Annotated in this window: 8 protein-coding genes and 1 riboswitch; of the genes, 6 read left to right on the top strand and 2 right to left on the bottom strand. The window is 72.6% G+C overall.

Going from position 1 to position 12922, the window contains the following annotated elements; translation table 11 throughout:
* The first annotated feature begins 137 nt into the window (after nt 1–137).
* Nucleotides 138–1262 (top strand): CobW family GTP-binding protein, encoded by a 1125-nt coding sequence (locus ACWZEH_RS25920; RefSeq protein WP_456193498.1) that lies wholly within the window; start codon nt 138–140, stop codon nt 1260–1262.
* Here ACWZEH_RS25920 and ACWZEH_RS25925 read toward each other — a convergent pair.
* On the bottom strand, nt 1259–3715 hold the full coding sequence (locus tag ACWZEH_RS25925; RefSeq protein ID WP_456193499.1) for a DNA gyrase/topoisomerase IV subunit A: 2457 nt from the start codon (nt 3713–3715) through the stop codon (nt 1259–1261). The genes ACWZEH_RS25920 and ACWZEH_RS25925 overlap by 4 nt on opposite strands.
* A gap of 393 nt (nt 3716–4108) precedes the next feature.
* Between ACWZEH_RS25925 and ACWZEH_RS25930 the strand changes: the two genes are divergently transcribed.
* The 4 genes from ACWZEH_RS25930 to ACWZEH_RS25945 all read left to right on the top strand — a co-directional run bounded on the left by ACWZEH_RS25930 (nt 4109) and on the right by ACWZEH_RS25945 (nt 9034).
* On the top strand, nt 4109–5503 hold the full coding sequence (locus ACWZEH_RS25930; protein ID WP_456193500.1) for a M16 family metallopeptidase: 1395 nt from the start codon (nt 4109–4111) through the stop codon (nt 5501–5503).
* Nucleotides 5500–6888 (top strand): M16 family metallopeptidase, encoded by a 1389-nt coding sequence (locus ACWZEH_RS25935; RefSeq protein WP_456193501.1) that lies wholly within the window; start codon nt 5500–5502, stop codon nt 6886–6888. Before ACWZEH_RS25930 ends, ACWZEH_RS25935 begins: the two co-directional genes overlap by 4 nt.
* A gap of 233 nt (nt 6889–7121) precedes the next feature.
* Nucleotides 7122–7286, top strand: a riboswitch (cyclic di-AMP (ydaO/yuaA leader).
* A 13-nt stretch (nt 7287–7299) separates the two neighbouring features.
* Nucleotides 7300–8073: a M23 family metallopeptidase gene (locus ACWZEH_RS25940; protein WP_456193502.1), complete on the top strand. Its 774-nt coding sequence runs from the start codon at nt 7300–7302 to the stop codon at nt 8071–8073.
* A 256-nt stretch (nt 8074–8329) separates the two neighbouring features.
* Nucleotides 8330–9034 carry a GntR family transcriptional regulator gene (locus ACWZEH_RS25945; RefSeq protein WP_456193503.1) on the top strand — a complete coding sequence of 235 codons (705 nt, stop codon included), beginning with the start codon at nt 8330–8332 and terminating at the stop codon, nt 9032–9034.
* Nucleotides 9035–9226: 192 nt separating this feature from the next.
* Here the strand turns inward: ACWZEH_RS25945 and ACWZEH_RS25950 are convergent, their stop codons facing one another.
* Nucleotides 9227–9508 (bottom strand): HPr family phosphocarrier protein, encoded by a 282-nt coding sequence (locus ACWZEH_RS25950; protein ID WP_456193504.1) that lies wholly within the window; start codon nt 9506–9508, stop codon nt 9227–9229.
* 176 nt (nt 9509–9684) lie between these two features.
* On the opposite strand from ACWZEH_RS25950, the gene ACWZEH_RS25955 reads away from it, so the two are divergent.
* Nucleotides 9685–12726, top strand: a complete 3042-nt coding sequence (locus tag ACWZEH_RS25955; protein ID WP_456193505.1) for a bifunctional acetate--CoA ligase family protein/GNAT family N-acetyltransferase — start codon at nt 9685–9687, stop codon at nt 12724–12726.
* Nucleotides 12727–12922 lie beyond the last annotated feature (196 nt).

A 12922-nucleotide genomic window follows, 5' to 3' on the forward strand; every position in this document is an offset into this window, starting at 1 on the left:
CGTTCTGTCGTCGCTCAAGGGCCTGCCACGGCCCGGCGCCACGAGTTGGTCCGCCGCGCGTATCCTGGCCGGCCAGTCGATTCCCGGACGCACGCCGAGGCGCGGGCCGGGGTACGCGCAGGCGTGAGAGGGGTCGCGTGGTGGAACGCAGCAGTGGTCGGCAGATTCCGGTCGTCGTCCTGGCCGGATTTCTCGGATCCGGGAAGACCACCCTGCTCAACCACCTCCTCCACCACAGCGGCGGCAGCCGTGTCGGCGCCGTCGTCAACGACTTCGGTGCCATCGAGATCGACGCCATGGCCGTGGCCGGAGCGCTCGGCGACTCGACCGTCTCGCTCGGCAACGGGTGCCTGTGCTGTGCCGTCGACGGCAGCGAGCTCGACGTGTACCTCGAGAGGCTGGCGCGGCCGTCCGCCGGGATCGACGTCATCGTCATCGAGGCCAGCGGGCTCGCCGAGCCGCAGGAACTCGTGCGGATGGTACTCGCCAGCGAACACCCCCGGATCGTCTACGGCGGGCTCGTCGAAGTCGTGGACGCCGCCGAGTTCGAGGAGACGAGGGCACGGCATCCCGAGATCGACCGGCACCTCGGCCTCGCCGATCTGATCGTCGTGAACAAGCTCGACCGGGCGGCGGACGCGGACGGCGTGCTCGCCGCCGTGCGGTCGCTCGCCGACCGCGCCGCCGTCGTTCCCGCCACGCACGGACGCGTCGATCCGGAGTTCCTCTTCGACCGCCGGCCCGGTGAGGAGCGTGTCGGACAACTCTCCTTCGACGACCTGCACCGGCACGACGCCGGTGCCGAGCACGCCGGGCATCTGCACGCCCGGTACGACAGCCTGTCCTTCGCCTCCGCGACGCCCCTCGATCCGCGGCGGCTGATCCGGTTCCTCGACAGTCGTCAGGAAGGGCTCTACCGGATCAAGGGATACGTCGACTTCGGGCCGTACGACGCCGGGAACCGGTACGCCGTGCATGCCGTCGGGCGGTTCCTCCGGTTCTACCCGGAGCCCTGGCCGGCCGGTACGGAGCGGCTCACGCAGCTGGTGCTCATCGGGACCGGCATCGACACCGCCGCCCTGCGCAAGGAGCTGGAGGAGGCCTGCGGCAGCGACGCCCTCGGGGACTCCGGTGCCCCACACACCGACGAGCAGGGCATGTGGGGCGTGCTGCGGTACGTACGCGATCCCGACGACCCGCAGGGCCGGGAAGGCCCGCAGGACCAGGACGACCCGCAGGACCAGGACGACCCGCAGGGTTAGACCGGGCCCGCCACCACCGCCACCGTCTTCGGCAGGGACTCTCCCGAACCGTCGCGGCGCGGGTCGGGCTCCGGCAGGCCGACCGGTGTCCCGTTCTTCTGGGAGGCGCGGGCCGGGGTGGGGCCGGCCCAGGCCAGGGACAGGCAGTCCTCGCCCCTGAGGAACCGCTGGCAGCGCACACCGCCGGTGGCCCGGCCCTTGCGCGGGAACTGGTCGAACGGCGTCAGCTTGGCCGTCGTCTGGACGGAGTCGTCCAGCGTGCCGCGCGAGCCGGCGACCGTGAACACCACCGCGTCCACCCCCGGATCGACCGCCGTGAAGGTGATGACCTTCGCGCCCTCGGCGAGCTTGATGCCCGCCATGCCGCCGGCGGGGCGCCCTTGCGGACGGACCTGCGCGGCCTGGTAGCGCAGGAGTTGCGCGTCGTCGGTGACGAAGACCAGGTCCTCCTCGCCCGTGCGCAGCTCGACTGCACCGACGATCCGGTCGCCCTCCTTGAGGGTGATGACCTCCAGTTCCTCCTTGTTGGAGGGGTAGTCGGGCACCACCCGCTTGACGACACCCTGTTCCGTGCCGAGCGCGAGGCCCGGCGACGACTCGTCGAGCGTCGTCAGGCAGATCACCCGCTCGCCGTCCTCCAGGGAGACGAACTCCGAGATCGGCGCCCCGCCCGAGAGGTTCGGGGTCGGCATCGACTCCGGCAGCTGCGGGAGGTCGACGACGTTCACCCGCAGCAGACGCCCCGTCGAGGTGACCACGCCCACCTCGCCACGGGCGGTGGCCGGCACCGCCGAGACGATCATGTCGTGCTTGACCCGCTTGGCGTGCGCACCCTTCGGGAACGGCTTCGCGTCCGCCGTACGGGCGAGCAGGCCCGTGTCGGACAGCAGCACCCGGCACGGGTCGTCCGCCACCTGGAGCGGCACGGCGGCGACCGGTGCGGCCGCCCCGTCCAGCAGGACCGTGCGGCGGTCGTTGCCGAACTTCTTCGCCACCGCGGCCAGTTCGGACGAGACCAGCTTGCGCAGCTCCGCGTCCGACTCCAGGATGCGGGTCAGCTCCTCGATCTCCGCGTTCAGCCGCTCCTGCTCCGCCTCCAGCTCGATGCGGTCGAACCGGGTGAGGCGGCGCAGAGGGGTGTCCAGGATGTACTGGGTCTGGATCCCGCTCAGCGAGAACTGCTCCATCAGACGCTGCTTCGCCTGCGCGGAGTTGTCGCTGGAGCGGATCAGGCGGATGACCTCGTCGATGTCCAGCAGCGCCGTGAGCAGGCCCTCGACCAGGTGCAGACGGTCGCGCCTCTTGCCGCGGCGGAACTCCGAGCGGCGGCGGACCACGTTGAAGCGGTGGTCGAGATAGACCTCCAGCAGCTCCTTGAGGCCCAGGGTGAGCGGCTGGCCGTCCACCAGGGCCACGTTGTTGATGCCGAAGGACTCCTCCATGGGCGTCAGCTTGTACAGCTGCTCCAGGACCGCCTCCGGCACGAAGCCGTTCTTGATCTCGACGACCAGACGCAGACCGTGGGCGCGGTCGGTGAGGTCCTTGACGTCGGCGATGCCCAGGAGCTTCTTCGAACCGACCAGGTCCTTGATCTTGGCGATCACCTTCTCCGGACCCACCGTGAACGGCAGCTCGGTGATGACCAGGCCCTTGCGGCGGGCCGTCACCTCCTCCACGGTGACCGTCGCGCGGATCTTGAAGGTGCCGCGGCCCTTCTCGTACGCGTCCCGGATGCCCGGGAGGCCGACGATCCTGCCGCCGGTGGGCAGGTCGGGGCCGGGGACGTGCTTCATCAGGGCGTCGAGGTCCGCGTTCGGATACCGGATCAGGTGGCGGGCGGCCGCGATCACCTCGCGGAGGTTGTGCGGCGGCATGTTGGTGGCCATACCGACCGCGATGCCCGACGCGCCGTTCACCAGGAGGTTCGGGAACGCGGCGGGCAGGGTCGTGGGCTCCTGCTCCTGGCCGTCGTAGTTGGGCGCGAAGTCGACCGTGTCCTCGTCGATGGACTCGGTCATCAGGCTCGTGGCCTCGGTCATCCGGCTCTCGGTGTACCGCATGGCGGCCGGCGGGTCGTCATTGCCCAGGGAGCCGAAGTTGCCGTGTCCGTCGACCAGGGGGACCCGCATCGAGAAGGGCTGTGCCATGCGCACCAGGGCGTCGTAGATCGACGCGTCGCCATGGGGATGCAGCTTGCCCATCACCTCGCCGACCACGCGCGCGCACTTCACGTAGCCGCGGTCGGGGCGCAGGCCCATCTCGTTCATCTGGTAGACGATGCGGCGGTGCACCGGCTTCATGCCGTCGCGCGCGTCAGGCAGGGCGCGGGAGTAGATGACCGAGTACGCGTACTCGAGGAAGGAGCCCTGCATCTCGTCGACGACGTCGATGTCGAGGATCCGCTCCTCGTACGAGTCGTCGGGCGGCGGGGTCTTCGTGCTGCGGCGGGCCATCGCTGCCGGCTCCTTGCTGAAGCGTGGGACGGTATCTGACGCGGACCATTGTGGACCGCCGCACCGACAACCGGGACCATGCCCCCGCCGCCGGCCTCCGTCGGGGGCCCGGGGCGGGGTGCCGGCAGGGTACGCGCACTTCCCTCCGGCGCCGCGAGCGGGGTGGCGGGAGAGAACCGGCGCCGGGCGCACGGCCCCGTGCGCCGCCTGCGATCCCGTACGCCCCACGACCCCCATGCGTACCGCGTCGTCCCACCCGTACCCGTGGTTCTCGCTCTCGGCGTATCCGGTCCCGTCCGGGAACTTCACCGGTGCTCCGCACGCTTGCATACAGTGGCAGGACCGGCACAAACGGCGGATGCGACGACCGCCTCCGCGATCGAAGGGACGTACATGCCCATGGGTCACACGGCCACCGCCCAGGCAGGCTCCGGCGGCCTGACAGCGACCGAGCACCGGCTGTCCAACGGCCTGCGCGTGGTGCTCTCCGAGGACCACCTGACCCCCGTCGCGGCGGTGTGCCTCTGGTACGACGTCGGTTCGCGTCACGAAGTCAAGGGCCGTACCGGCCTGGCTCACCTTTTCGAGCACCTCATGTTCCAGGGCTCGGGGCAGGTGAAGGGCAACGGTCACTTCGAGCTGGTCCAGGGTGCCGGAGGCTCGCTCAACGGCACCACCAGCTTCGAGCGGACCAACTACTTCGAGACCATGCCGACCCACCAGCTGGAGCTCGCCCTCTGGCTCGAGGCCGACCGCATGGGCTCCCTGCTGGCCGCCCTGGACGAGGAGTCCATGGAGAACCAGCGGGACGTCGTCAAGAACGAGCGCCGCCAGCGCTACGACAACGTCCCCTACGGCACGGCCTTCGAGAAGCTGACCGCTCTCTCCTACCCGGCCGGCCACCCGTACCACCACACGCCCATCGGCTCGATGGCGGACCTGGACGCGGCCACCCTGGAGGACGCCCGCGCCTTCTTCCGCACGTATTACGCGCCGAACAACGCCGTGCTCTCCGTCGTCGGTGACATCGACCCGGAGCAGACGCTCGCCTGGATCGAGAAGTACTTCGGCTCCATCGCCTCCCACGACGGCAAGCCCGAGCCCCGCGACGGCTCGCTGCCCGAGATCATCGGCGAGGAGCTGCGCGAGCTCGTCGAGGAGGAGGTCCCGGCGCGTGCGCTGATGGCCGCCTACCGGCTGCCCGAGGACGGCACCCGCGCGAGCGACGCCGCGGACCTGGCGCTCACGATCCTCGGGGGCGGCGAGTCCTCCAGGCTCTACAACCGGCTGGTACGACGGGACCGCACGGCGGTGGCGGCCGGGTTCGGCCTGCTGAGGCTGGCCGGGGCGCCCTCCCTGGGCTGGCTGGACGTGAAGACGTCCGGTGACGTGGAGGTGCCCGTCATCGAGGCCGCGATCGACGAGGAGCTCGCCCGGTTCGCCGAGCAGGGGCCCACGGCCGAGGAGATGGAGCGCGCCCAGGCCCAGCTGGAGCGTGAGTGGCTCGACCGGCTCAGCACCGTCGCCGGCCGGGCCGACGAACTGTGCCGGTACGCCGTCCTGTTCGGCGACCCGCAGCTCGCCCTCACCGCCGTCGGACGCATCCTCGACGTGACCGCCGAGGACGTGCGGGAGGTCGCCGGGGCCCGCCTGCGTCCCGACAACCGCGCGGTGCTCGTCTACGAGCCCGTCACCCCCGAGGCCGGGGAGCCCGAAGAAGCCGCAGCCGCCGGAGCCGAAGAAGCCGCGGCCGCCGGCACCGACGAGAACGAGGAGACGGCGAAGTGACCGAGCTCGCCACGATGGACTTCCACCCCCAGCCGCAGGCGGGCGAGGCCCGGCCCTGGGCCTTCCCGGCCCCCGAGCGCACCACCCTCGGCAACGGTCTGACGGTGCTGCGCTGCCACCGCCCCGGCCAGCAGGTCGTCGCTGTCGAGGTGCTCCTCGACGCGCCCCTGGAGGCCGAGCCCGCCGGTCTCGACGGTGTCGCCACCATCACCGCGCGGGCGTTCTCCGAGGGCACCGACAAGCACTCCGCCGAGGAGTTCGCCGCCGAACTGGAGCGCTGCGGCGCGACCCTGGACGCCTACGCCGACCACCCCGGTGTCCGCCTGAGCCTCGAGGTACCGGCCTCCCGGCTCGCCAAGGGACTCGGACTGCTCGCCGACGCCCTCAGGGCGCCCGCGTTCGCCGACAGCGAGATCGAGCGCCTCGTCCGCAACCGCCTCGACGAGATCCCGCACGAGCTGGCCAACCCGTCCCGCCGCGCCGCCAAGGAACTCTCCAAGGAGCTGTTCCCGGCGGCGTCGCGCATGTCCCGCCCGCGCCAGGGCACCGAGGAGACGGTCGCCGGCATCGACTCGGCGGCCGTACGCGCCTTCTACGACACGCACGTCCGCCCCGCGACCGCCACCGCGGTGGTCGTCGGCGACCTCACCGGCACCGACCTGGACGAGCTGCTCGGCGAGACCCTCGGAGCCTGGACCGGATCGGCCGCCCAGCCGCGGCCCGTCGCGCCGGTCGCCGCCGACGACACGGGCCGCGTCGTGATCGTGGACCGCCCCGGCGCCGTACAGACGCAGCTGCTCATCGGCCGCGTGGGCGCGGACCGGCACGACCGCGTGTGGCCCGCGCAGGTGCTCGGGACCTACTGCCTCGGCGGCACCCTCACCTCCCGCCTGGACCGCGTCCTGCGCGAGGAGAAGGGCTACACCTACGGTGTGCGGTCGTTCGGCCAGGTCCTCAGGTCCGCCCCGGACGGCACCGGCGCGTCGCTGCTCGCCATCAGCGGTTCCGTCGACACCCCGAACACCGGGCCCGCCCTGCGGGACCTGTGGACGGTGCTGCGCACCCTCGCCGCGGAAGGCCTCACCGACGCCGAACGCGACGTCGCCGTGCAGAACCTGGTGGGCGTGGCACCGCTCAAGTACGAGACCGCCGCGGCCGTCGCCGGCACTCTCGCCGACCAGGTGGAGCAGCACCTGCCCGACGACTACCAGGCCGAGCTGTACCGGCGGCTCGCCGCCACCGGCACCGTGGAGGCGACCGCGGCGGTGGTGAACGCCTTCCCGGTGGACCGCCTCGTGACGGTCCTGGTCGGCGACGCGGCGCAGATCAAGGAGCCCGTCGAGGCGCTCGGCATCGGCGAAGTCACGGTGGTTTCCGCCGAGTAGACGACCCGTCGGCGCACCGCCGGCGGCCGTCCGGCCGCACGCCGGACGCACACGCGCGCGGCCCTGGTGACGAGAACGTCACCAGGGCCCCTTTATGTCCGAATTGGTGCGGGAGGTGCCTGTCTGCCCTGTGGGATGCGCTACAAAATCCTGGATTCGTTTGGGAACGGGAAGACGTCCCGTTTAGCGTCAGGCGGTCTGTTCGTCGGGCAGTGCGCCGCACCCGCGGCACCGGACAGTCATCGCCGAGTCCCCGTACGGCGCGAGCCAGGGGAGCCGGGGACCCGTCAGAAGTCCCTGGGGTGAATCGGACGCCCGCGCGTGTCGCGAGGGGGTCCGTAGGAGACCTTCCTGCTCCGAACCCGTCAGCTAACCCGGTAGGCGAGAAGGAAGGAAAGGACCACCCTGTACATGGCGTTCACCCGCGCCACCGGGAAGCACCGTCGTCCCAGCCGCGTGCATCGCGGCACCGCCAAGGCGGCGGGCGTCGCGGCTCTCACCACCACCGGTGTCATCGGCTCCCTCTCCGCTCCGGCGCTCGCCGCCGAACCCGCCGCGGCGCAGACCGGCCTGACCCCCGTGGTCACCATGGGCGACGAGGTCGCCGCCAGGGTCGACGCCCAGGCCTCCGCCCAGCACGAGGCCGCACGCGAGGCGGCCCAGGCCGCCGCACGCGAAGCCGCCGAGGAGGCCGCCCGGGAGAAGGCGGCCGAGGAGGCCGTCAAGGCCCGCGAGGCCGAGGAACGCGCCGCGCGTGAGGCCGAGCGCAAGCGCCTCAACACCTTCGTGTCCCCGATCGCGGGCTCCTACGTCTCGACCGGCTACCTGTCCGGCGGCGCCGTCTGGTCCTCCGGCACCCACACCGGTGTCGACTTCCACGCTGCGAGCGGCACCCCCGTGCTCTCGGTCGGCATGGGCACCGTCGTCGAGGCGGGCTGGGGCGGCGCCTACGGCAACCAGGTCGTGATCAAGATGCACGACGGCACGTACACCCAGTACGGCCACCTGTCGTCCGTCGGCGTCTCGGTGGGCCAGCAGGTCACCCCGGGCCAGCAGATCGGTGTCTCCGGCGCCACCGGCAACGTCACCGGCGCGCATCTGCACTTCGAGGCCCGCACCACCATCGAGTACGGCTCCGACATCGACCCCGTCGCGTACCTCCGCGCGCACGGCGCGAACGTCTGACCGGGGGTACGCCTCCCTGACCGGCGTGCGCACCTGGGACGTCCGCGTGATCCCCTGACGTCCCAGGTGCCCGCTTTTTGCGGTACGGCCCCGGCTCGGCTCTCCGAGTCGGGGCTTTCGGCGTTTCCGGCTGTCCGTTGTCCAAAAAACAGACATGATTCCCGGCCCACCGTCGGAAATTCCCGCGCGTTGCAATAGAGTCACGGAACAGGTGTCACCCGTTGACGTTATGCGGGGATTAATTCGGAGGTCGGTCATGCGTATTCCGGCGCACTCGGTGTGCACGGCGATCCGGGACGACATCGTCTCGGGTGTCTACGAGCGTGGCGGCCGGCTGACCGAGGAACTCCTCGCCCGCCGCTACGGTGTCTCGCGCGTCCCCGTCCGGGAGGCTTTGCGCACCCTGGAGGCCGAGGGCTTCGTGGTCACCCGGCGGCACGCGGGCGCGTGCGTCGCGGAACCCACCGAGCAGGAGGCCGCCGACCTGCTGGAGATGCGGCTGCTGCTGGAGCCGCTCGGTGCCCTGCGCGCCGCGCAGCGCCGCACCGAGGCCCATCTGAAGGTGCTGCGGGGCCTGGTCCGGCTGGGCCAGGAGCGGGCCCGGCAGGGCAACGGCGACGACCTGCGCTCACTGGGCGGCTGGTTCCACGAGACGCTCGCCCAGGCGTCCGGCAGCCCGGCGCTGACGTCGACGCTGATCCAGCTCCGGCACAAGATCGGCTGGATGTACGAGGTACGTGGGCCGAGGGACCCGGTGGAGTGCTGGGCGGAGCACGGCGCGATCGTCGACGCCGTGGTGCGCGGCGACGGCGAGCGTGCGCGTGCGGTCACGACGCTGCACACCGAGCGCGCCGCCGCCGCCCACCGCCTGCGCTTCACCGCGAGGGCCGGCCGGACGGCCCGCCCCGAGCGTGTGAGGAACTCGCAACATCCCGTAAACACGCCGAGTCTCCGGCATTAACACGGAGACCGTATACAAGAGAAGGTAATTCGGTGGAAGTGAAATCCGCCTGCCGTTTTTCGTGAGCGCGGGATTGTGCGCGGGGGAGTGGCGCCCGGGAAAACCGGTGGGCAGGGAAAGCGGAGACGCCGGAGAACAGCGGAGCCGCGTCGCCCGCAATGGGTGACGCGGCTCCGTCCGCTGCCGGGTTTCTCACACGGTCTCGGGGAGTTCCTCGAGCCCTTCGGAGACCAGCTTCGCCAGCCGGTCGAGGGCGGCTTCGGCCCCCTCGGCGTCGGAGGCGAGGACGATCTCCTCGCCCCCCTGGGCGCCCAGGCCCAGAACGGCCAGCATGGAGGCCGCGTTGACGGGGTTGCCGCCGGCCTTGGCGATCGTCACCGGGACGCCTGTGGCCGTGGCGGATCGGACGAAGATGGAGGCGGGGCGGGCATGGAGGCCCTCGGCCCAGCCGACGTTGACGCGGCGCTCAGCCATGTGTTGCTGCCCTTCGAAGTTCAGGTTGTCTAGACCAGTTTCCCATATCGTGAAGCAAGCCGGGGAGGGGCACTCGCTCCCGCTCCCCGGCGGCACCGGACCGCGGCCTCGGCCCGGTGCGCGCCCCCACAGACTGCCTCGCGCCGTTGTCGTACGCGAGCCGTACTCTGGGGCCCATGCAGACCTCGTCGGACCGGCACGAGTATCCCGCCCACTGGGAGGCCGACGTGGTGCTGCGCGACGGCGGCACCGCGCGGGTCCGCCCCATCACCGTCGACGACGCCGAACGCCTGGTCAGCTTCTACGAGCAGGTGTCGGACGAGTCGAAGTACTACCGCTTCTTCGCGCCCTACCCCCGCCTGTCCGCCAAGGACGTGCACCGCTTCACGCACCACGACTTCGTGGACCGGGTGGGGCTCGCAGCCACCGTGGGCGGCGAGTTCATCGCCACCGTACGCTACGACCGGATCGGCCCCGACGGGGCGCCCGCTTCCTCCCGCCCGTCGCCCACCACCACCCTTGCCGAAGGGCGCCCCGCACCCGCCCCCGCTGTCTCCGACGAGGCCGAGGTCGCCTTCCTCGTGCAGGACGCCCACCAGGGCCGGGGCATCGCCTCCGCCCTGCTCGAGCACATCGCCGCCGTCGCGCGGGAGCGCGGCATCCGCCGGTTCGCCGCCGAGGTGCTGCCGGCCAACAGCAAGATGATCAAGGTGTTCACGGACGCCGGGTACACCCAGAAGCGCAGCTTCGAGGACGGCGTCGTCCGCCTGGAGTTCGGCCTCGAACCCACGGACCGCTCCCTGGCCGTGCAGCAGGCGCGCGAGCAGCGCGCCGAGGCCCGCTCGGTGCAGCGGCTGCTTGCCCCGGGCTCGGTCGCCGTCGTGGGCGCCGGCCGCACGCCCGGCGGCGTGGGCCGAGGCCTCCTCGGCAACATCCGGGACGCCGGCTACACCGGCCGCCTGTACGCCGTGAACAAGGCCCTGCCGCCGGAGCAGGAGGAACTCGACGGAGCCGCCGGGGTGCCCGCCCACCGCTCGGTGCGGGAGATCGACGGCCCGGTCGACCTCGCCGTCGTCGCGGTGCCCGCCGAACACGTCCCCGAGGTCGTCGCCGAATGCGGCGAACACGGGGTGCAGGGGCTCGTCGTCGTGAGCGCCGGGTACGCCGACGCGGGCCCCGACGGCCGCGAGCGCCAGCGCGCCCTCGTCCGCCAGGCCCGTTCGTACGGCATGCGGATCATCGGACCGAACGCGTTCGGCGTCATCAACACCTCCCCGGACGTACGCCTGAACGCCTCGCTCGCACCGCAGATGCCGCGCCCCGGCCGCATCGGCCTGTTCGCCCAGTCCGGAGCCATCGGCATCGCCCTGCTGTCGCGGCTGCACCGGCGCGGCGGGGGCGTCACCGGTGTCACGGGCGTGTCCACCTTCGTGTCCTCCGGCAACCGGGCCGACGTCTCCGGCAACGACGTCCTGCAGTACTGGTACGACGACCCCGACACCGATGTCGTCCTGATGTACCTGGAATCCATCGGCAACCCCCGCAAGTTCACCCGCCTCGCCCGCCGGACCGCCGCCGCGAAGCCGCTGGTCGTGGTCCAGGGTGCCCGCCACGGCTCCGGACCCCGGGGGCACGCCGTGCGCGCGACGCGACTGCCCCACGCGACCGTCTCCGCGCTGCTGCGGCAGGCCGGGGTCATCCGGGTGGACACCATCACGGAACTGGTCGACGCGGGCCTCCTGCTCGCCCGCCAGCCACTGCCCTCCGGCCCCCGCGTGGCGATCCTGGGCAACTCCGAGTCCCTGGGCCTGCTCACCTACGACGCCTGCTTGGCCGAAGGGCTGCGCCCGCACCCCCCGCTGGACCTCACCACCGGGGCGTCGGCGGCGGACTTCCACGCCGCGCTGTCCCGGGCGCTCGCCGACGACACCTGCGACGCGGTCGTCGTGACCGCGCTCCCCGCACTGGGGGAGCCGCCGACCGACGACGCGGCACTCGCCGGGGCGCTGCGCTCGGCCGCCGCCGCGACCCCGTCCAAGCCGGTCCTGGTGGTCCACGTGGAACTCGGCGGCCTGGCCGAGGCCCTCTCGGCGGCGGCCGGCACGGCCCCGCGGCCCGCCCCGGCCACCGAGGACCGCCCCCGGGCGCAGGACCCCGGCTCCGCACCATCCGCCGATCAGCGCCCGGCCACCCCCGGGGCACCGTCCGCCGCCGGACCGGCCGCCCCCGCGACGCCGGCTGCCGCACCCGGGCCGGCCGCTCCACAGAGCCCGGCCGGCCCGCCTGCCCCCGGGAGCCCCGGCCCGGCCACCCCGTCGACGCCCGTGCCCGCGCCCGGGAGCCTCCCCGAGGACGCCCACCTCATTCCCGCCTACCCCGCCGCCGAACGCGCGGTCCGGGCCCTGGCCCACTCCGTCGCCTACGCCCAGTGGCGCCGGGACGCCGCCGACCCCGGCAAGGTCCCCGCGTACGAGGACATCGACGAGCGGGGCGCCGCCGCCCTCATCGACGCGCAGCTCACGCGCGGGGAGAGCCTCACCCTCGGCTCCGAGGAGACCTGCGCCCTGCTCGGCGCCTACGGCATCCACGTCCACCGCGCCCTCCCCGCCCCCACCGCCGACGCCGCCGTCGAGGCCGCCCGCGCCCTCGGCCGGCCCGTCGCCCTCAAGGTGACCGCCCCGCACCTCAGGCACCGCGCCGACCTGGGCGGCGTACGGCTGGACATCGCGGACGAGGAGCAACTGCGCCGGGCCTACGCCGAGCTGACGCAGCAGCTCGGCACGCCCGAGGAACTGCGCCTCGTCGTGCAGCGGATGGCACCGCGCGGTGTCGACACCATCGTCCGCGCGGTGATCGACCCCGCCGCCGGAGCCGCGCTCTCCTTCGGGCTCGCCGGCCCCCCGTCGCAGCTGCTCGGGGACATGGCGCACCGGCTGATCCCGGTGACCGACCGGGAGGCGGCCTCCCTGGTCAGGTCGATCCGCACCGCACCCCTCCTGTTCGGCTGGCGCGGCTCGACCCCGGTCGACACCCCCGCCCTCGAGGAACTGCTGCTGAGGGTGTCGCGGCTGGTCGACGACCACCCCGAGGTCGTCGCGGTCGGCCTCGAGCCGGTCGTCGTCGCCACCCGCGGGGTGAGCGTCCTCGGTGCCTCCGTACGCCTGGCCCCGCCCCCCGCCCGCGACGACCTCGGCCCCCGGACCCTCCCGGCGTACTGAGGGCGGCGTGAGCCCTCCGACCGTCCCAACTCGGCAGGTCGCCGCGGGTTTGACGGCGCGTCGGGCGGGTTACCCGTGCTTCCGGCCGGCAGCGGCACCTGCCGCGGGCACAGGACGGAGAGAACGGCATGCATCTCGGGGCCATCGACGCCGGCAGGACCGGCTCCCCCCTCGCCCGGCACATCGCCCGCAGCGG

The organism is Streptomyces yamdrokensis, assembly GCF_053890455.1.